This is a genomic window from Pseudarthrobacter sp. RHLT1-30-1 (assembly GCF_059383415.1).
This window is the reverse complement of record NZ_JBWZCG010000019.1, coordinates 67,706-85,773: the sequence shown is the minus strand read 5'-3', so window position 1 is coordinate 85,773 and position 18,068 is coordinate 67,706. Positions and strand designations below refer to the sequence as shown.

Annotated in this window: 18 protein-coding genes; 12 read left to right on the top strand and 6 right to left on the bottom strand. The window is 67.6% G+C overall.

Going from position 1 to position 18,068, the window contains the following annotated elements; translation table 11 throughout:
- Positions 1 to 107: 107 nt before the first annotated feature.
- On the bottom strand, positions 108 to 1,208 hold the full coding sequence (locus AC50YM_RS14280; RefSeq protein ID WP_494957612.1) for an extracellular solute-binding protein: 1,101 nt from the start codon (positions 1,206 to 1,208) through the stop codon (positions 108 to 110).
- A gap of 204 nt (positions 1,209 to 1,412) precedes the next feature.
- Complete coding sequence (locus AC50YM_RS14275) at positions 1,413 to 1,847, bottom strand: acyl-CoA thioesterase (protein ID WP_494957611.1); 435 nt, start codon at positions 1,845 to 1,847, stop codon at positions 1,413 to 1,415.
- A gap of 144 nt (positions 1,848 to 1,991) precedes the next feature.
- On the opposite strand from AC50YM_RS14275, the gene AC50YM_RS14270 reads away from it, so the two are divergent.
- Complete coding sequence (locus AC50YM_RS14270; RefSeq protein ID WP_494957610.1) at positions 1,992 to 3,035, top strand: FAD-dependent monooxygenase; 1,044 nt, start codon at positions 1,992 to 1,994, stop codon at positions 3,033 to 3,035.
- A 3-nt stretch (positions 3,036 to 3,038) separates the two neighbouring features.
- On the opposite strand, the gene AC50YM_RS14265 is transcribed toward AC50YM_RS14270, so the two are convergent.
- The 3 genes from AC50YM_RS14265 to purB all read right to left on the bottom strand — a co-directional run bounded on the left by AC50YM_RS14265 (position 3,039) and on the right by purB (position 5,738).
- Positions 3,039 to 3,542 (bottom strand): GNAT family N-acetyltransferase, encoded by a 504-nt coding sequence (locus AC50YM_RS14265; protein WP_494957609.1) that lies wholly within the window; start codon positions 3,540 to 3,542, stop codon positions 3,039 to 3,041.
- 85 nt (positions 3,543 to 3,627) lie between these two features.
- Positions 3,628 to 4,299 (bottom strand): histidine phosphatase family protein, encoded by a 672-nt coding sequence (locus tag AC50YM_RS14260; RefSeq protein ID WP_494957608.1) that lies wholly within the window; start codon positions 4,297 to 4,299, stop codon positions 3,628 to 3,630.
- Positions 4,296 to 5,738, bottom strand: a complete 1,443-nt coding sequence (gene purB, locus AC50YM_RS14255) for an adenylosuccinate lyase (protein ID WP_494957607.1) — start codon at positions 5,736 to 5,738, stop codon at positions 4,296 to 4,298. The genes AC50YM_RS14260 and purB overlap by 4 nt, the downstream gene beginning before the upstream one ends.
- A gap of 182 nt (positions 5,739 to 5,920) precedes the next feature.
- Here purB and AC50YM_RS14250 point away from each other — a divergent pair, with 182 nt between their 5' ends.
- On the top strand, positions 5,921 to 6,331 hold the full coding sequence (locus AC50YM_RS14250) for a hypothetical protein (RefSeq protein WP_494957606.1): 411 nt from the start codon (positions 5,921 to 5,923) through the stop codon (positions 6,329 to 6,331).
- Between the two features lie 38 nt (positions 6,332 to 6,369).
- Positions 6,370 to 7,815, top strand: coding sequence for a hypothetical protein (locus tag AC50YM_RS14245; protein WP_494957605.1), 1,446 nt, complete (start codon positions 6,370 to 6,372; stop codon positions 7,813 to 7,815).
- Here the strand turns inward: AC50YM_RS14245 and AC50YM_RS14240 are convergent.
- On the bottom strand, positions 7,766 to 8,152 hold the full coding sequence (locus AC50YM_RS14240; RefSeq protein WP_494957604.1) for a phage holin family protein: 387 nt from the start codon (positions 8,150 to 8,152) through the stop codon (positions 7,766 to 7,768). The genes AC50YM_RS14245 and AC50YM_RS14240 overlap by 50 nt on opposite strands.
- A 59-nt stretch (positions 8,153 to 8,211) precedes the next feature.
- On the opposite strand from AC50YM_RS14240, the gene AC50YM_RS14235 reads away from it, so the two are divergent.
- From AC50YM_RS14235 to AC50YM_RS14195, 9 genes are all read left to right on the top strand, one after another.
- The gene (locus tag AC50YM_RS14235) at positions 8,212 to 9,330 is read left to right on the top strand and encodes a histidinol-phosphate transaminase (protein WP_494957603.1); all 1,119 of its coding nucleotides are present in this window, start codon (positions 8,212 to 8,214) and stop codon (positions 9,328 to 9,330) included.
- A 147-nt stretch (positions 9,331 to 9,477) separates the two neighbouring features.
- Positions 9,478 to 10,782: a pyruvate dehydrogenase (acetyl-transferring) E1 component subunit alpha gene (gene pdhA, locus AC50YM_RS14230; RefSeq protein ID WP_494957602.1), complete on the top strand. Its 1,305-nt coding sequence runs from the start codon at positions 9,478 to 9,480 to the stop codon at positions 10,780 to 10,782.
- Positions 10,782 to 11,762: an alpha-ketoacid dehydrogenase subunit beta gene (locus AC50YM_RS14225; protein ID WP_494957601.1), complete on the top strand. Its 981-nt coding sequence runs from the start codon at positions 10,782 to 10,784 to the stop codon at positions 11,760 to 11,762. The genes pdhA and AC50YM_RS14225 overlap by 1 nt, the downstream gene beginning before the upstream one ends.
- A 38-nt stretch (positions 11,763 to 11,800) precedes the next feature.
- Positions 11,801 to 13,318 (top strand): dihydrolipoamide acetyltransferase family protein, encoded by a 1,518-nt coding sequence (locus AC50YM_RS14220; RefSeq protein ID WP_494957600.1) that lies wholly within the window; start codon positions 11,801 to 11,803, stop codon positions 13,316 to 13,318.
- A gap of 122 nt (positions 13,319 to 13,440) precedes the next feature.
- Complete coding sequence (locus tag AC50YM_RS14215; protein ID WP_494957599.1) at positions 13,441 to 14,418, top strand: LysR substrate-binding domain-containing protein; 978 nt, start codon at positions 13,441 to 13,443, stop codon at positions 14,416 to 14,418.
- Positions 14,415 to 15,515: a mandelate racemase/muconate lactonizing enzyme family protein gene (locus AC50YM_RS14210; RefSeq protein ID WP_494957598.1), complete on the top strand. Its 1,101-nt coding sequence runs from the start codon at positions 14,415 to 14,417 to the stop codon at positions 15,513 to 15,515. The genes AC50YM_RS14215 and AC50YM_RS14210 overlap by 4 nt, the downstream gene beginning before the upstream one ends.
- Positions 15,516 to 15,558: 43 nt before the next feature.
- On the top strand, positions 15,559 to 15,837 hold the full coding sequence (gene catC / locus AC50YM_RS14205; RefSeq protein WP_494893252.1) for a muconolactone Delta-isomerase: 279 nt from the start codon (positions 15,559 to 15,561) through the stop codon (positions 15,835 to 15,837).
- Between the two features lie 207 nt (positions 15,838 to 16,044).
- Positions 16,045 to 16,893 carry a catechol 1,2-dioxygenase gene (gene catA / locus AC50YM_RS14200; protein ID WP_494957597.1) on the top strand — a complete coding sequence of 283 codons (849 nt, stop codon included), beginning with the start codon at positions 16,045 to 16,047 and terminating at the stop codon, positions 16,891 to 16,893.
- A 296-nt stretch (positions 16,894 to 17,189) separates the two neighbouring features.
- The gene (locus AC50YM_RS14195) at positions 17,190 to 17,783 is read left to right on the top strand and encodes a flavin reductase family protein (protein ID WP_494957596.1); all 594 of its coding nucleotides are present in this window, start codon (positions 17,190 to 17,192) and stop codon (positions 17,781 to 17,783) included.
- Positions 17,784 to 18,068: the final 285 nt, after the last annotated feature.

The window sequence follows — 18,068 nt, the reverse complement described above, 5'->3', positions numbered from 1 at the left end:
CTGATTTCTCTTTTTTTTTTTTTTTTTTTTGTGTTTGTTTAGCTCGCATCTCCCCCCCCCCCCCCCCCCCCCCCCCCCCCCCCCCCCCCCCCCCGGCGCCGCACCCCTTAGCTCATGTATTCCAGTTCGATCTTTTCCACCCAGGCACCCATGTTCGCCTGGACGAACGTCCAGTCGATGTCCTGCTGCTTGAGCGTGTTGAAGAACTCGACGACCTCCGGCTTGGCCTTGGCAACGGCTGCCTTGTTGACCGGCATGGAATTGAACTGCTGCGCCCACGCGCCCTGGGTCTCGGCGCTGCCGAACCAGTCGATGAACTTCAAGGCCTCATCCTTTTTGTCCGTGCCCTTGACCAGGGCAACCTGCTCAATGGCCAGGGGGACTCCGACTGACGGCATGACCGTCTCAACGTTGACCTTAAAGGAGTTCTCACGCTCGGTGATGATCGAGGACGGCATTTGGCCCATGTCGGTGTCGCCCGAGGCGATGCGGGCGAAGAGGTCGGTCTTGGCAACGGCCGGGGTGCCGTTCTTGAAATATCCTTCGATCTGCTTCCAGCCCTCCTCCGAGATCCCCAGCTCGCCGCTGTCGTCCTTGTACCGGGTCAGGATGCTGGCGAATACCAGCTGTGCGGTCGCGGTTCCGAGGCCGGTAACGCGCTCATAGCGGGACTTGAATTTGTCCTGCGTCCACAGGTCGGTCCAGTCCTTGGGGGCCTCGTCCTTGCTGAACTTATCTGTGTTGTAGCCGAGCAGGATGGCCTGCTGGACCAGCGGCCAGTAGGCCTTGTTGGCCCCCTTGTCGCCCTTGGCGGGGTCGACGTCGGCTGACCAGGACGGGGTGATCGGCTCGATCGCGCCGGCTGCCTTAATCTGCTCGAAGTACATGTTGTTCAGCCCGAACGCGACGTCGGCGATCGGGTTGTTCTTCTCGGCAATCAGTTTGTTGGTGGCATCGGCGCCGCCCGCACCCACGACTTCGATTTTGAAGCCGGCCGCCGCTGCCTGCTGCGTGAGCCATTCGCCGCGGCCCTCACCGTTGGAATTGGTATAGACAATGAGTGTTTCGCCGGAGGGAGGCCCGGACGGGGCGACGGCGGCGGTGCCGGGGGCGGTTTCGGACGGTGCGGGGGTTGCGGCGCCCGCACCGCAACCGGAAAGAAGGGAGGCGGCGACAATGCCGGCGACCAGAATTTTCAATCTGTGCACGAGGGAGACTCATTTCTGAATGGGACCAGAGGTCAACGTCCGGCCAGCCTATAGCGGCAGGATCCGGTTCCGCGCTCAATGGCCATCAAATCGACTAAATAACTCGGAGTGGGGCCTCGAGTCTGGTCGACCTGCCTCAACAGCTGGCTTCCCCCGTCTTAACGGGCCGTGAATATCGGCCACGGTCGTCGAACCGGCTGGAACTTAGTCCTCCGCGAGTGTCTCCGTCAGGTGGTGCGTCGGGATCCGGTCCCGGTCATAGGTGATCTCGGTGTAGCCGTGGGGTGCGGGCTTGCCGTGCGGATCGAGGTTCACAAAAACGATTTCCTCGATCGTGAGGATGCTCTGCCGGGTGATCATGTTCCGGACCTCGGCGCGCATGGTGAGGGATGTCCGGCCGAAGCGGGTGGCGGTCAGTCCCATCTCGATCAGGTCACCCTGGAGGGCCGAGCTGACGAAGTTGATTTCGGAAATGTACTTGGTCACGGCCCGGCCGTTGCCAAGCTGCAGGATGGCGTAGATCGCGGCTTCCTCGTCGATCCATTTCAGCAGGCTCCCGCCGAACAGCGTGCCGTTCGCGTTGAGGTCTTCGGGCCGCACCCACTTTCGGGTGCGGAAGGTGATGTCTGCCTTTTCCATAGTGCGAGATTAGCCGACACCGGCGCGCCGGACGCTGTGTGACGGCGGCGGCACTGCCGCTGCCCTGCCCCAACTGCCCTGCCCCACCGGCCGTGCCCCATGCTCCGCCGAGCCCTGCGCCCGCACCGGCCGTAGACTCTGGGCATGGACGCTCTCTCGGTCATCGGCGGCGGCATCGCCGGGCTGGCGCTGGCCGCCTGCCTTGACCCCGGACGCTTTGCGGTGACCGTCCACGAGCGCCGCGCTGAGCCGCCGCCGGTGGAGACGTCGCTGGCACTGTGGCCGGAAGCCCAGCGGGCCCTGGCCGTGGTGGGCATTCTCCCGGCGGTCCGTGCGGCCGGATCGGTCTTCGGAGGCATGGCCCTGCGGGACGGTGCCGGGAACGTATTGTTGACGGCCGGGGCATCAGGCATCGTCGGGGTGTCACGTGCGGATCTGCTCCGGCTGCTGGACGCGGCGGTGCCCGCCTCGGTTGTCCGGGTCCACGGCCAGGTGGTGGCACTGCCGGGTTCTGGCCTTGTAGTCGGCGCCGACGGGGTGCACAGCATTGTCCGCAGGAGCGTCTGGGGCGACCGCACCAGGGCCAGGCCCAGCCCCTATCTTGCGCTGCGCGGCATCATCGACCAGCCGGTCCCGCCCGGCCGCGCCGGTGAATACTGGGGCCGCGGGCAGTTGTTCGGCATCGCACCCGCGTCGCGGGACCGGACGTACTGGTACGCCTCGTACCGCGCGGCGCTGGGGCCCGGCGGCATCGACGTCGAGGAAGCCCTGGACCGCACGCGCGCGCGTTTTTCCGGCGGGGCTGCCGGCATAGACCAGGTCCTGGCCGCCGCGACGCCCGCGGAGACGCTGGCGCAACGGGTCTGGACGGTGCCCTGGCCGGGCAGCTACCAGCGGGACCGCGCGGTGCTGGTGGGCGACGCGGCGCACGGCATGACCCCTAACCTGGGCCGCGGCGCCTGCGAAGCGCTGATCGACGCCGTCACGCTCGCGGAACTGCTCAACACCCGCCCGGTCGCGGAGGCCCTGCAGGCGTACAACCGGCGGAGACTGCTGCGGAGCCAAGTGTTGCGCGTGGCGTCCTCCGCGATGGCACGGCTGGCACTCGCGGAGGGTGCCCAGCCGCTGCGCGACCGGCTGCTGCGGCTGGCCGGCAGCCGCGGCGGCGGTGCCGGCGTCGAACGCTGACCGTCAGGCCATGGCGGTGTGCGCTGCGCTGTGCGAGTCGATTTCCTTCGCGTAGCAGGAGGAATGCTCCACCCCGATGTACGGCCCGAAGTTCGGCACCGGGGCAAAGCCGGAGCTCTCGTAGAACTGCCGGCCGTCCGTCTGCACCGAGCCGGCCTCCGCGGTGATGGAGGTGATGCCGAGCGAATGGGCATGCGCTTCCAGGGCCGCGAGGATGGAGCTGGCCACCCCGGAGCCGCGGGTGTACGGGAGCACGTAGAGCCTCTTGATTTCCGCCGTGTGCGAGTCGAGAATGCGCAGGCCGCCGCAGCCCACGGGCTGCCCGGACGCCTTGTCGTGGGCGACCAGGAACACTGCCGTATCGGCCTCCGACGGCGGCGGCCCGGGTTCGTGGTCGTTGGTGCCGAAGCGGGCATCGAGTTCGGCCTGCTGGGCGGCGCGGAGATCCGCGCCCACCGGGTTGGCCCAGGTGACCTGACGGATGTTGAGCCGCGGGTTGGTCTGCATGACTGCCTCGATTCGCCGAAGGGTTATGCAGTCCAAGGCTAGGCGCCGGCCGTTTCAGCCGTGTTTCCTGCCGGTAAGCGTTGCGCTACGCCGGACGGCCGGTGGGGTCCTCCGCCGTCGGATCCGCCAGGAGGAGGCCTCCCACGGAGCTCTCGTCCCAGTGGATCAGCCGCCAGCCGGCGTCGGGATCGCCCTCCAGCGCGACGATGCCCGTGTTGGCAATGACGTGGCGGACTGCGAACTCAGGTTCCACGTTGACGGCACGCAGCCCTGCCCAGACCCTGATGGCGGCGCCGTGGCTCACCACGGCCACCGCGCCGGAACCCGGGGTGCCGTCGGCTGCGCCCGCAATCCGGGCAATCGCGGCGTCAAACCGGTCGAAGAAGTCGTGGCCGCTGGGCCCGGCCGGCATCCGGCGGTCCAGGTCCCCGGCGGTCCAGGCGGCGACCGTTCCGAAGTAGCGCTGGTGCGATTCATCGTCTGTCAGCTTTTCCAGGGAACCCGCCTCGATTTCCCGCAGGCCCGCGAGAATGCCGACGTCGAGCCCGCGCCGGCTGGCCAGCGGCTGCGCCGTGATCTGGGTACGGATCAGCGTGGAGGCGTACAGAAAGTCGATCTGCTCATTCGCCAGCGACCGCGCCAGGGCGGCGGCCTGCCGCTCCCCAAGGTCGGTCAGGCCGGGTCCCGGGTGCGCGGTGTCCAGCTGGCCCAGGACGTTTCCGGGCGTCTGGCCGTGGCGGATGAGCAGCAGCCTCATGCGAGGTGGTCCACCAGCTTGTCCGCGATGCCGGTGTACTTGCCGGGGGTGAGCGCCAGCAGCCGGGCTTCGGCGCCGGCGGACAGCCCCAGGCTCTGGACGAACTCCTGCATCCGGGCTGCGTCGACGCGCTGCCCGCGGGTCAGGTCCTTGAGCCGCTCGTACGGGTTTTCCATGCCCTCGACGCCGGCGATGGCCTCGGCGCGCATGACCATCTGGACGGCCTCGCCCAGCACTTCCCAGTTGGTGTCAAGGTCTGCTGCGAGCACGTCCTCCGCGACCTTCAGTCGGTCCAGTCCCTTGGCCACGTTGGAGATGGCGAGCAGTGAGTGGCCGAACGCCACGCCGATGTTGCGCTGTGAGGAGGAATCGGTCAAGTCGCGCTGCCAGCGGGAGGTGACCAGGGTGGAGCCCAGGACATCCAGCAGCCCGGAGGAGATCTCCAGGTTGGCCTCGGCGTTCTCGAAGCGGATCGGGTTGACTTTGTGCGGCATGGTGGAGGAACCGGTGGCACCTTCGACCGGTATCTGGACAAAGTAGCCGATCGAGATGTAGCTCCAGATGTCCGTGCAGACGTTGTGCAGGATCCGGTTGAACCGCGCAACGTCGGCGTACAACTCGGCCTGCCAGTCGTGGCTTTCGATCTGGGTGGTCAGCGGGTTCCAGTTCAGGCCCAGGCCTTCGACGAAGCCCTTCGCGACGTGCTCCCAGTCGGCGCCGGGGACGGAGGCCACATGGGCCGCGTAGGTGCCGGTGGCGCCGTTGATTTTGCCGAGGTATTCGGTCCGGGAGATCCGGTCCAGCTGGCGGGTCAGGCGGTGCGTGATGACGGCCAGTTCCTTGCCAAGCGTGGTCGGGGTGGCCGGCTGGCCGTGCGTGCGGGAAAGCATCGGCACCGCCCGGTTGGCCCCGGCCATGGCGCTGATCTGTGCGACCAGCGTCCGGGCTGCGGGCAGCCAGACGTCCTCCACGGCGCCCTTGATGCCCAGGGCGTAGGAGAGGTTGTTGATGTCCTCGGAGGTGCAGCCGAAGTGCACCAGGGCGGTCAGGTGTTCAATCCCGATGCCAGGCAGGCGGCGGCCGATGTAGTATTCGACGGCCTTGACGTCGTGCACCGTCACGGCTTCGATCTCCGCCAGTTCGCGCACGGAGCCGGCGTCGAATTCGGTGACGATGGCGCGCAGCTTCTCCTGCTGCTCGTCGGTCAGCGCTCCGGCACCGGGCAGCACGTTGTTGCCCGTCAGGTGGATGAGCCATTCAACCTCGACGGCGACCCGGTCGCGGTTAAGGGCGGCCTCGGAAAGGTAGTCGACCAGCGGCGCGACGGCGGACTGGTACCGGCCGTCAAGCGGGCCGAGCGCGATCTGGTGATCGGACGCGGCGAGGGCCCGGCGTCCGGACGGCGTGCGGGTATCGGCTGTGGCGGCAGTTTCAGGCATGTGCTGATTCTTTCACGAACTGCCGCCGGGCCTTAAGCGCGCCGATCCATGTGACCTCCGGCCGGGGTCCGCCGGGTCCGGGCCCTTTCTCCAGCTGCTCGGCCCCTCCCTTCTGCCCGGGTTGTCCACATGGCTCCACCGGGAGCTTCAGTCCGTCCGCAGGGTTCCCTAGCGTCGGAGGTATGGGCTCGGGCAGCAGCACCAGCACCGGCAGCAGCTCCGCCGGAAACAGACCCGCCGGAAACAGCTCCGTCGGAAACAGCACGGCCGGCGGCAATGCGGGCGGCGGCAGTGCGCCAGCGGGCCCCCTGCTGGCCTCCGACGCCGCCGCCTGCGCCTCGCGCTGCTACGAAGTCCAGCAGCTGGCTGCCCGTCTGGCCGCCTGCGCAGACCGCACCGACGCCGTCCTGGCGCAGCTCGTCCGAACGGAACTGCAGAGCTGGGAGTCCCCGGCCGGCAGGGCGTACCGGACGTCGCTGTCGCTGCAGGCGGCAACCCTGAGTCGCAGCCGAACGGCCTTACAGGAGGCTGTTGCCGCGGTGCTCCGGCACGCCCAGTTCGTGGCCGTATCCTCTGGACGGCCGGACTACTGATGGCAGAGGCCTCGCCAGCCGGCACCGGGGGAGCGCCGGTGTCCGCCGCTCCTGTGGACGGGCTAACGATCCGCGGGGGAGTGGGCGGACTCAGCTTCCAGTTCGAGGAATTGCTGGCCGGAGTTGCGGTCCTGGAAGGAGTCGTCCGGGAGTTGGCATCCGTGGAGGCGGAGACCGACGGCGTGCGTCGCGCCCTGTTCCCCTACCAGTTCGACGCGTACTCCAGTGGCAGCCAGGCGATTATCGCCGTCGGGGAGGGGAGCCGCGCCGTCGGCCGCGTCCGGATGGAGCTTGAACGCCTCTGCAACGAGGTCCGGGCGAGCCATCACGAGTACGAGTCCGCCGAAACCAGGAACACCCTGCTGCTGCGGATCGCCCGGACCGGTCCCGGGTTTTGGCCTTTGTGGGGACTGGTCGGGCTGCCTCCCATCACCGTGCGCGACACGGTGCAGGACGAGATCGCCCAGGCGCCAACGAGGCTGGCGCTCCTTCTGGGCCTCCCGGCCGGCGTGGAAGGTGTGGCCGGCGTCGCCGCGGCAGCGGCTACCGCGGGAAGGGCGGCCGGTGTCCGCTCGGCCATCCGCGGGTTGACGGCAGGGCAGGGCCTGGAGTTCCTTCGGCCCAGGCCGGTCCGGATCGTCGGCCGGGAAACCCGGATCGAGGAGGTCGACGCGTCACCGGCCGGGTTGCTGCTGCGGGCCGAGGCCGTCGGCCGGAACAGCGGGGACATCGAGGTCCTCGAGCTGGGGGAGGGCAGCAGCCGCGCCTGGGTGGTGGTCATCCCCGGCACCCAGCTCGACGGGCTGCCGCCGGGCACCAACCCCTTCGACACCGGCGGCATCGCGGAAGGCCTGGGCTACGGCTCGGCGGAAACCGCCGCGGCCATCCGCAAGGCGCTGGCCGAGGCGGGCGCCGAATCCGGTGACCAGGTGGCCGCAGTCGGCTACAGCCAGGGCGGGATCCATGCCATGAACCTCAGCCAGGACAGGGCGTTCCTGGCCGACTACGATCTGAAGTTCGTGCTCACGGCGGGTTCGCCGGTGGGCGGGATCGAGCCGGTTGCCCGCACCAGCAGCCTGCATCTGGAACATCAGCAGGACTGGGTGCCAGGGGCGGACGGGCTGCCCAACCCGGACACTAGAGACCGGGTAACCGTGACCTCGACCGGTCCGATCCCCGGCCCCGAATGGCTGGGCCCCGGCATCGGACCGGGCCACGAGATGGGCCGCTACGCCGACAGCGCCAGGATCGCCGCAGCCAGCCCGGACCCGTCACTCCAGGCTTCGACTGCTGCACTGGCCGCCGTCGTGGGCGCGGGCGGCACCGCCACGGTCACCCGCTTCTCCCTGCGGCGTGACGCCATGCCGCCGCACCCCGGACAGCCCCAGGCGCCGGGGCCGCGGCCCGTGCGGGAAGGTGCTGCCGGCGTCGGTCCTAACGCTCGAGCACGGGAAGGCGGTTCGCCACAAGGGATACAGCACTGACAATGAGGGCGGCCAGCACGGCGGTCCAGAAGAAACTGTCAATCGTGAAGTGCACCGTCGTGTAGCCGCTGATCCAGGACGTCAGGTAGAGCATTGCCGCGTTGATGACCACCGTGAACAGCCCCAGCGTGAGGATGGTGATCGGCAACGAGAGCACGCTGACGATCGGCTTGACGAAGGCGTTGACGAGGCCGAAAATCAAGCCGATGAACAGGTAGCCCAGGACGACGCTGGCCGTGTCGTTGCCGGGCGTGGAAATGTCCAGGCCGCTGAGGACCCAGCATGCCAACGCCAGGGCCAGGCCGTTGATGATGACTCGAACGATGAATGAGCGCATGGGCCCATGCTGTCATAACCCCGCCGCCGGTGGCAGGACCGGGAAGTAGGCTGGTTGGCATGACTTCATCAGAGAACACGGCAGGGGGCGTTCGGCCCCGTCCCGTGATGGACCTTCTTCCCCGCTACGCGGCCGGCAAACCGCCCGTCCCCGTCGAGGGCCTGGCCAGCTACAAACTTTCCTCCAACGAAAACCCGCTCCCCCCGATCCCGGCAGTGCAGCTGGCCATCGCGGCGCAAAGCGACTTCAACCGCTACCCCGATCCGCTGAGCAGCAGGCTCCGGGCCGCGCTTGCCGGATTCCTCGATGTTCCCGCCGAGGACATCGTCACCGGAGCCGGAAGCCTCGGGGCCCTGAACCAGCTGCTGGCCACGTTCGCCGGGCAGAACGACGACGGCAAGCCCGACGAGGTCATCTACGCCTGGCGCTCCTTCGAGGCGTACCCGATCTCCGTGGGCCTGGCCGGAGCCGAGAGCGTCCGGATCCCGTTGGCCGGCGACGGCCGACACGATCTCAGTGCCATGGCAGAGGCAGTCACAGCGCGGACGCGGATGATCCTGCTGTGCACACCCAACAACCCCACCGGCCCGATCCTCACCGCTGAGGAAACCGAGCGCTTCATTCAGCGGGTTCCCGCCGACGTCGTGGTGGTCATCGATGAGGCCTACCAGGAGTTCGTCCGCGACGAGCACGCCGTCGATGGCATCGAAATGTACCGGAAGTACCCCAACGTTGTTGTCCTCCGGACCTTTTCAAAGGCCCACGGCCTGGCGGGGCTGCGGGTCGGCTACAGCGTCTCGCACCCCGACCTCACGCAGTACCTGCGCGTCGCCGCCACCCCCTTCGCGGTCTCCCAGATAGCCGAATCCGCGGCCGTAACGTCGCTGGAACACTTCGGCGAGGTTGTAGAAAGGGTACAAAGCATCGTGGACGAACGGGACCGGGTTACCGCCGGTCTTCGTGACCTTGGCTGGTACGTTCCGGAAGCCCAGGGTAACTTCGTGTGGCTCGACCTGGGCGCCGACAGTGCAGAATTCGCCGCCCTGGCGGTGGAGCGGGCCCTCTCCGTGCGGGCCTTTGCCAACGAGGGCGTGCGGGTCAGTATCGGCGAGACGGAGGCCAACACACGCTTCCTGGAACTCTGTGCGATCTATACAAAACCGCCCCGGCGTTCCTAGCGCTTAACATGACGGCCGCGGCCAGCCTGCTGCGGATAAAGTAGGGACGAGTAAGCCAAAATATATGCCGGGAAGGGAATGTATTACCGATCCGGCATATATCCCAGCGATTGCGGCGCATTCGGATGCGGCAAGCAAGGAGACGGTATGGGCGCCACACATCTGCCCGCTACCGAGTTCGACGGAAGCGACATTGAGGACCGGCTTGAGGCGGAAGCCGAAGCACGGCTGGGCGATCCTGCCGAGCAGATGGTGCAGCTCCTCGCCCCGGACGGAACACTCGGCTCCGATCCCGTGTTCTCGGAGTACGCCGAGCGGATCGACCCGGAGAAACTCCGCGGGTTCTATGCCGACATGGCCAGGATCCGCCGGTTTGACGTCGAGGCCACGGCGCTCCAGCGGCAGGGCCAGCTGGCCCTGTGGGTGCCGCTCACCGGCCAGGAGGCCGCCCAGATCGGCTCCGGCAGGGCAAGCCAGCCGCAGGACTACATCTTCCCCACCTACCGCGAACACGGCGTCGCCCTGACCCGCAACGTGGACCTTGCCGAACTGCTGCGCCAGTTCCGCGGCGTCTCGAACGGCGGCTGGAACCCCAAGGACACCAACTTCCACCTGTATACCCTGGTCCTCGCGGCCCAGACCCCGCACGCGGTGGGCTACGCGATGGGCATCCAGCGCGACCAGAAATCGGCGGCCTCGGCCGCCATCGCGGACGGCACCACGGGCCAGGCGGCAGAGCCCAACGCAGCGGTGATGGTCTACTTCGGCGACGGCGCCAGCTCCGAAGGAGATGTGCACGAGTCGATGGTGTTCGCCGCGTCCTACAAGGCCCCCGTCGTATTCTTCTGCCAGAACAACCACTGGGCCATCTCCGTCCCCAGCTCCGTGCAGACCCGCATCCCGCTCGCCAACCGGGCCAAGGGCTACGGCTTCCCCGGCATCCGGGTGGACGGAAACGACGTGATCGCAGTCCATGCGGTCACCGAATGGGCGCTGGAACGGGCCCGCCAGGGTGAGGGGCCGGTGCTGATCGAGGCATTCACCTACCGCGTTGGTGCCCACACCACGGCCGACGATCCCACGAAGTACCGGGAATCCGCCGAGGAAGGCCGGTGGCGGGCCAAGGATCCGCTGGAGCGGCTGGAGAAGTACCTCCGCGCCCAGGGGCTGGCCGACGATGCCTTCTTCGAGCAGGTCCGGGCCGACGGCGACGAACTTGCCGCGTATGTCCGCAAAACCACTTACGATCTCGAAACTCCGGACATCCGGACCGCATTCGCCAACACGTATGTGGAGGCGCACCCGCTGGTGGCCGAGGAGCTGGCCTGGTTCGAGGAGTACAGCGCAGGATTCGCCGAGGAGGCGTCCGCCGGTCACGCGTCTACGGAGCAGGCACAAACAGAACCGGCAGGACCTGCCGCCACGGCCCCGGCAGAAGGGGAGGCCAACTGATGACCACCATGACCATCGCCAAGGCCATCAATGAAGGCCTCCGCGCGACCCTGACCAACCACCCCCGGGCGCTGCTGATGGGCGAGGACATCGGACCGTTGGGCGGCGTGTACCGCGTCACCGACGGCCTGATCGCCGAGTTCGGCGCCGACCGCGTGGTGGATACACCGCTGGCGGAGTCCGGCATCATCGGCACCGCGATCGGGCTGTCCCTGCGCGGCTACCTGCCGGTCTGTGAAATCCAGTTCGACGGCTTCGTGTTCCCGGGCTTCAACCAGATCACCACGCAGCTGGCCAAGATGCACGCCCGCAGCAACGGCAACCTGACCGTGCCGGTCGTCATCCGGATCCCCTATGGCGGCGGCATCGGCTCGATCGAGCACCACTCGGAGTCCCCGGAGGCGCTGTTCGCCCACACGGCCGGCCTGCGGATCATCACCCCGTCCAATCCGCACGACGCGTACTGGATGATCCAGCAGGCGGTCGACTGCCAGGATCCCGTGATCGTCTTCGAACCGAAGCGCCGCTACTGGCTCAAGGGTGAAGTCGACACGGAGTCTCCCGGGGCCTCCGCGGATCCGTTCAAGGCCCACGTGCTCCGCGAGGGAACGGACGCCACTGTGGTGGTCTACGGCCCACTGGTGCCGGTGGCCCTGGCGGCCGCCAATGCCGCCGCCGAGGACGGCCACAGTGTCGAGGTCATCGACCTGCGGTCCATCTCACCGATCGATTTCGACACCGTCACGGACTCCGTCCGTAAGACGGGCCGGCTGGTTGTGGCCCACGAGGCGCCGACCTTCGGCGGAATCGGCGGCGAAATCGCGGCGCGGATCAGCGAGCGTGCCTTCCACTCGCTCGAGGCGCCCGTGATCCGCGTCGGCGGCTTCCACATGCCGTACCCGGTGGCCAAGGTGGAGGAAGACTACCTGCCGGACATCGACCGCATCCTTGAAGCACTGGACCGCGCCCTTTCCTACTGACCGCTTCCGCCGAGGCGCCTTCTCCCAACAAGGACAACATGACTCTCCACAAGTTCAACCTCCCCGACGTGGGCGAAGGGCTGACCGAGGCCGAAATCGTCGCCTGGAAGGTCAAACCCGGCGACACGGTGGCCATCAATGATGTCCTGTGCGAAATCGAGACGGCAAAGTCCCTCGTCGAACTGCCGTCCCCGTTCGCCGGAACCGTCACCGAACTGCTCGTCCCTGAGGGCCTGACAGTCGACGTCGGAACCCCGATCATCAGCGTCAGCGACGCGGCGCCATCCGGCGCAGCAACCGGCCCGGCCACCGCCCCGGCGGCCAGCTCCGCTCCGGCCCCCGAGCCTCCGCTGTACGGAACACTGGAGCCGGACACGGCCGACGCCGGCGAACCGGCCGGGGGCCCGGCCGGCGGTCCGCTCGTGGGCTCCGGTCCCAAGGCCGACGCCGTCAAGCGCCGACGGCGGGTGGCCGCCCCGGCAGCGAAGCCGGTGGTTTCGACAGGCGCCGCCGCCGGGCCGGTTCCGCTGGTCGAGCCCGTTGAGGCGCACGACATCTGGATCAGCCCGGAGGCCGTCGCCCAGGCGGAGCGCCCGGCCCCGGCTGACAACATCGACCTGCGGCCCACGCTTGGCGGCGCCATCAGCGGCCTGGTCAGCAGAGTCCTTGCCAAGCCGCCCGTGCGCAAGATCGCCCGGGACCTCGGTATCGACCTGGCCGATGTGGTCCCCACCGGTGCCCGCGGCGAAGTCACCCGTGAGGACCTGGTGAGTTACCAGGCGCAGCGCGACGCCGAGGTGGACCAGGCGGATACGTTCTGGGGCAAGACCGGCCGACCGCAGGAGCAGCGGATCGAGCGGATTCCGGTCAAGGGGGTCCGCAAGGCCACCGCCCGGGCCATGGTCGAGTCGGCCTTCGCCGCCCCGCACGTCAGCATCTTCGTCGACGTCGACGCCAGCCGGACCATGGAGTTCGTCAAACGACTGAAGGTGTCACGCGATTTCGAAGGTATCAAGGTCTCCCCGCTGCTGATCCTTGCCAAGGCCGTCATCTGGGCCGCGGCCCGCAACCCCAGCGTCAACGCGACCTGGGTGGACAACCCGGACGGAAGCGACTCCGCCGAGATCCACGTCAAACACTTTCTGAACCTCGGAATCGCCGCTGCGACGCCCCGCGGCCTGATGGTCCCGAACATCAAGAACGCCCAGGATCTCTCGCTCAAGGAACTGGCGCTGGCCCTGAATGACCTCGCCACCACTGCCCGTGCCGGCAAGACCCAGCCGGCCCAGATGCAGGGCGGGACCCTGACAATCACCAATATCGGCGCTCTCGGGATCGATACCGGCACCCCCATCATCAACCCCGGCGAGGTGGCGATCGTGGCTTTTGGCACGATCAAGCAGAAACCCTGGGTCCTCGACGGTGAGGTGATCCCACGCTGGATCACCACCCTCGGCGGCTCCTTCGACCACCGCGTGGTGGACGGAGACCTGTCGGCGCGGTTCATGGCCGACGTCGCAGCGATTCTGGAAGAGCCGGCCCTGTTGCTCGACTAAATCACCATTGGTATGCAAAACGTCCCAATAACTAACAAATAGGTATTTCCCCTTACTAATCCACACTCCTAAGCTGGTGTGAGCACGGCATACTGCCTGCTCAGAGCTGCCCGGGAGCCTCAATGGAGACGCGACACCTCAAGTACTTCATTGCCGTCGCCGAGGAACGCCATTTTGGCCGGGCAGCCCACCGGCTGCACATGGCCCAGCCGCCACTGTCGCAGCAGATCCGCCAGCTGGAGGAACAACTCGGCACCCCCCTGCTGGTGCGCACCACCCGAAGGGTGGACCTCACCCCGGCCGGACAGGTCCTGCTGGACCGCGGACGGCTGCTGCTGCATGAGCTGGACGCACTGGAAGAGGACGTGCGGCAGGTCGGTGCCGGCGCCACCGGCGTCCTCCGAGTCGGCTTCACCGGAACCGCCACCTACCGGCTGATGCCCAGCATCGTCCAGACCGCCCGCCGCACCCTTCCCGGCCTCCGCATCACCGTCCAGGGCGAGATGCTGACGCCGCAGATGGAGTCCGCCCTTGAGGAGGGCAGACTCGACGTCGCCGTCCTCCGGCCGCCCGTCAAGTCCGGAACGGTCGCCCTCAAACTGCTCGAACAGGATCAGCTGGTGGCGGCACTTCCGGCGGATTCGCCGCTGGCCGAAAAAGGGACCCTGGAACTGGCGGAGCTCGCCGGCCAGGACTTCATCGGCTACCCGAGCTACTCCGCAGTCAGCAGCATTTTCGTGGACGTCTGCCGGAAAGCCGGGTTCCAGCCCCGGCTGGTGCAGGAGGCGCGGGAAACTTCCACCCTGCTCTCACTCGTCGCGGCCGGGATCGGCATCGCCCTGGTGCCGATGACGTCGCGGATGTTCTCCTTCCAGGGTGTGGTCTTCCGCCCGCTGCGCAACCCGCCGCCGGTTGACCTCGCCGTCGCCTGGATCCGCGACGCCGAGACGCCCCTGCTGCGCAGCTTCCTGCAGCTCTTTGATTCCCTGCCCTCGGCAGACCCGGGCCGGCAGCAACACCCGCTCCCGCCGCCGGAGCTACCAGCACCGTCACCGTCAGAACCACAGCCCACAGCCGCCGCAAAAGGAATCCCGCAGTGAAAATTGAACGCATTGAGGCCATCCCCTATTCGATCCCGTACGCGCGGCCGCTGAAGTTCGCCAGCGGCGAGGTAACCTCCGCCGAACACGTGCTGGTCCGGATCTACACCGACACCGGCATCTGTGGGGTCGCGGACACCCCGCCGCGGCCCTACACCTACGGCGAAACCCAGGATTCGATCATCTCGGTTGTGACCAAGGTCTTTGCCCCGCAGCTGATCGGGCTGGATCCGCTGGACCGCTCCAAGGTCCAGCAGCTGCTGCGCCGCACGGTCAACAACCCCACAGCCAAGGGAGCGCTGGACATTGCGCTCTGGGACGTCATCGGAATCTCACTCGGCACCCCGGTGCACAAGCTGCTGGGCGGCTTCACCGACAGCATGCGGGTCTCGCACATGCTGGGGTTCAAACCGGCCGCCGAGCTGCTGGACGAAGCGCTCCGGTTCCGCGAAACGTACGGCATCAACACCTTCAAGCTCAAGACCGGACGGCGGCCGCTCTCCCTCGACGTCGAGGCCTGCCATGTCCTGCGCGAGGGGCTCGGTGAGGACACCGAGATCTATCTCGACGCCAACCGCGGCTGGACGGCGAACGAGGCCATGGAGGTCCTCCGCCGGACCGAAGGCCTGGGCCTGTCCATGCTGGAGGAACCGTGCGATGCCGGGGAGGCGCTGGGCCGGCGCCGGCTCGTGCAGAGCTCCAGTATCCCGATCGTGGGCGACGAAAGCGTGCCCACACTCGGCGACGTCTCCCGGGAGCTGCTCTCCGGCGGGAGCAACGCGATCTGCATCAAGACCGCACGCAGCGGCTTCACTGAGGCCCAGCAGATCCTCGGCCTCTGCGTCGGCCTCGGCGTCGACGTCACGATGGGCAACCAGATCGACACCCAGGTCGGCAGCCTCGCCACAGTCACCTTCGGCGCGGCCTTCGAAGCCAGCTCCCGTCGGGCCGGCGAGCTCTCCAACTACCTGGACATGACGGATGACCTGCTCGCGGAGCCGCTTGAGATCAACGGCGGCGCCATCCGGGTCCGTGACGTGCCCGGCGTCGGCGCAGCCATCGACGCCGACAAACTGCAGAAATACCGGCAGGACTGACAAACCCCGGCCTGACAGCCGTCCCCACAGCAAGGAGAACCACATGATGTACCTGGTCCGCATGGACGTTAACATTCCGCTGGACATGCCCAAAGAACGGGCAGATGCCATCAAATCCGAGGAACGGGAGTATTCCCAGCAGCTCCAGCGCGATGGCCGCTGGGCGCATTTGTGGCGGGTCGTCGGCGAATATTCCAACTATTCGGTATTCGACGTCGCGGACAACGACGAACTGCACACCCTGCTCTCCGGCCTGCCGCTCTTCCCCTACATGGACATCAAGGTCACGCCGCTGGCCAAGCACCCCTCCGCCGTCGAGTAGCCGGAGCGCACCTCGACGAGCCCCACAGCGCATTCATATGCAAAAGCTTTCAATAGGGTTGAAATAGGTATTTCTCTTCGCTCAATTGCGGGCCTACCGTGGACACAACACCGGATGTGATCCGCGGCACGGCGTTCAGCGCAAATGCCACTCGGGAATCCGCCGGCACCCGCCTTCACCATCGTTCTTTCTGACAAGGGAGTCACCATGACACTGGAAACCGAAGCCACAGCAGCCTCCTCGGGCGCGGGGGCAACTGCCCGCTTCCGCGAGAACAAGCACATCGCCGCCAGCACCAGCCAGGAGCGCGTCAGCGCCCTCGCCGGCCGGCTGGTCAAGGCGGTCAATGACATCGTCCTCGACGAGAAGGTCACGTACGACGAGTACAACGCCTTCAAGGCCTGGCTGATCCAGGTCGGTGAGGACGGCGAATGGCCGCTGTTCCTGGACGTCTGGGTGGAGCACTCCGTCGAGGAAGTCGCCAACTCCAACCGCCACGGCTCCAAGGGCAGCATCGAAGGTCCGTACTACATCCCGGACGCGCCGACGCTCAACACCCCGGCCACCCTGCCGATGCGCGACGACGAACCGGGCACCCCGCTGCTGTTCCAGGGCCAGGTCACGAACGTTGCGGGCGAGCCGCTCGCCGGCGCACTGATCGAACTGTGGCACGCCGACGACCTCGGCTTCTACTCCCAGTTTGCTCCGGGCCTGCCCGAATGGAATCTGCGCGGTTCCATCGTCGCCGACGCCCAGGGCAACTTCCAGATCAACACCATGCAGCCCGCGCCCTACCAGATCCCCACCGACGGCGCCTGCGGTGCCCTCATCGCCGCAGCCGGCTGGCACGCGTGGCGCCCCGCCCACCTCCACCTGAAGGTTTCAGCTCCGGAGCACCAGCTCATCACCACCCAGCTGTACTTCCAGGGTGACGAGCACGTCGCCGACGACATCGCCTCGGCCGTCAAGCCGGAGCTCATCCTCGCCCCGACCGGGCGCGCCGACGGCAAGGGCCGCGAGGTCACCTACAACTTCATCCTCGACCCCCAGGACTAAGTCTCCGAGTCGGGCCCGGGGGGCACCCACACGCCCCCCGGCCCCCCGCACCTCCCCCCCGCACCCACCCTCTGCGGCGCCGCCCTCCCAAAACCCAGGGGCGCCCCCCCCCCCCCCCCCCCCCCCCCCGGGGCCCGACGCGCATCACGCCAGCACGCGCCGTCGGCGATGCCGCCTGCCCAAAATCAGGGCGCGCCCCAGCGGTGAGTTAAGTACTGAACAGCGGCCCTGAACAAACGCCACGCACCGAACAACGCGAACGCCACGTACCGAACACCAGCAGATTGGAGGGGCCAATGGATCAGGAAGTTAGGCGGGCCATTGATCCCCGCGATCTGCGCCACGCCTTCGGTTCATTCGCCAGCGGTGTCACGGTGGTCACTACCCGGGCGGACGACGGCACGCCGCAAGGCGCCGCCGTCAGCGCCTTCAGTGCAGTATCCCTGGACCCGCCGCTGGTCCAGGTGACCCTGACCCGCAGCTCGCGCGCCGCCCGCTACCTCGAAGGGGCCCCGTTCGCCATCAACATCCTGTCCCTCGAACAGCTGCCGGTGGCCCTGTACTTTGCCGGCAAGGCCCCCGAGGAGGACCCGGAGTGGACCCTGGACGGCAACGTCCCGGTGCTGACCCGCAACGCCGTCACTCTCGAATGCCGGCCGTGGAACATTTACGACGGCGGCGACCACATCATCGTCGTTGGCGAGGTCATCGGACACAGTGTCACCGAGCGAGAACCGCTCCTGTCTCTCGGCGGCGGGTTCCACCTGATTGGACGTCGAGTCGAGGACACCGGGAGGGACCACCCCGGCACCGCCGCCGGATCGGGCTGGTTCGCAGGCTCCGGGTCCTTCAAACCGCTTCGCAGCCGCAGGCCGCAGCCCGTTCCGTAAGCCCAGCCGAGCCCGGACGGACTCCCGAAGCGACGCTCCCGCCCAGTTGCTCCGGAGTGCTTCGGCCCGAACCACGCGGCGCCCCCGGATTTCCGCGCTGCGCCGTGGCAGAACTGCGTTCATGCCCCCGGCAACTGGGCGGGAACGCGGACGACGCCAGGGCTAGCGTCCCGTGTAACCCGTCAACAGAGCGGTGATCTCGGGATTGCTGTTGATTCCGGCGACGGCGGCGGAGCACACTCCGAGTTGTCTCGGGCATGCGCAGGCCCGGCGCGATCACGTTGG

Coding starts and splice junctions, on each gene's coding strand:
- AC50YM_RS14215 (WP_494957599.1), top strand. CDS start 13,441: ATGGAGACGCGACACCTCAAGTACTTCATTGCCGTCGCCGAGGAACGC.
- AC50YM_RS14250 (WP_494957606.1), top strand. CDS start 5,921: ATGGGCTCGGGCAGCAGCACCAGCACCGGCAGCAGCTCCGCCGGAAAC.
- catA (WP_494957597.1), top strand. CDS start 16,045: ATGACACTGGAAACCGAAGCCACAGCAGCCTCCTCGGGCGCGGGGGCA.
- AC50YM_RS14235 (WP_494957603.1), top strand. CDS start 8,212: ATGACTTCATCAGAGAACACGGCAGGGGGCGTTCGGCCCCGTCCCGTG.
- AC50YM_RS14195 (WP_494957596.1), top strand. CDS start 17,190: ATGGATCAGGAAGTTAGGCGGGCCATTGATCCCCGCGATCTGCGCCAC.
- purB (WP_494957607.1), bottom strand. CDS start 5,738: ATGCCTGAAACTGCCGCCACAGCCGATACCCGCACGCCGTCCGGACGC.
- AC50YM_RS14220 (WP_494957600.1), top strand. CDS start 11,801: ATGACTCTCCACAAGTTCAACCTCCCCGACGTGGGCGAAGGGCTGACC.
- AC50YM_RS14265 (WP_494957609.1), bottom strand. CDS start 3,542: ATGCAGACCAACCCGCGGCTCAACATCCGTCAGGTCACCTGGGCCAAC.
- AC50YM_RS14240 (WP_494957604.1), bottom strand. CDS start 8,152: ATGCGCTCATTCATCGTTCGAGTCATCATCAACGGCCTGGCCCTGGCG.
- AC50YM_RS14270 (WP_494957610.1), top strand. CDS start 1,992: ATGGACGCTCTCTCGGTCATCGGCGGCGGCATCGCCGGGCTGGCGCTG.
- AC50YM_RS14225 (WP_494957601.1), top strand. CDS start 10,782: ATGACCACCATGACCATCGCCAAGGCCATCAATGAAGGCCTCCGCGCG.
- catC (WP_494893252.1), top strand. CDS start 15,559: ATGATGTACCTGGTCCGCATGGACGTTAACATTCCGCTGGACATGCCC.
- AC50YM_RS14260 (WP_494957608.1), bottom strand. CDS start 4,299: ATGAGGCTGCTGCTCATCCGCCACGGCCAGACGCCCGGAAACGTCCTG.
- pdhA (WP_494957602.1), top strand. CDS start 9,478: ATGGGCGCCACACATCTGCCCGCTACCGAGTTCGACGGAAGCGACATT.
- AC50YM_RS14275 (WP_494957611.1), bottom strand. CDS start 1,847: ATGGAAAAGGCAGACATCACCTTCCGCACCCGAAAGTGGGTGCGGCCC.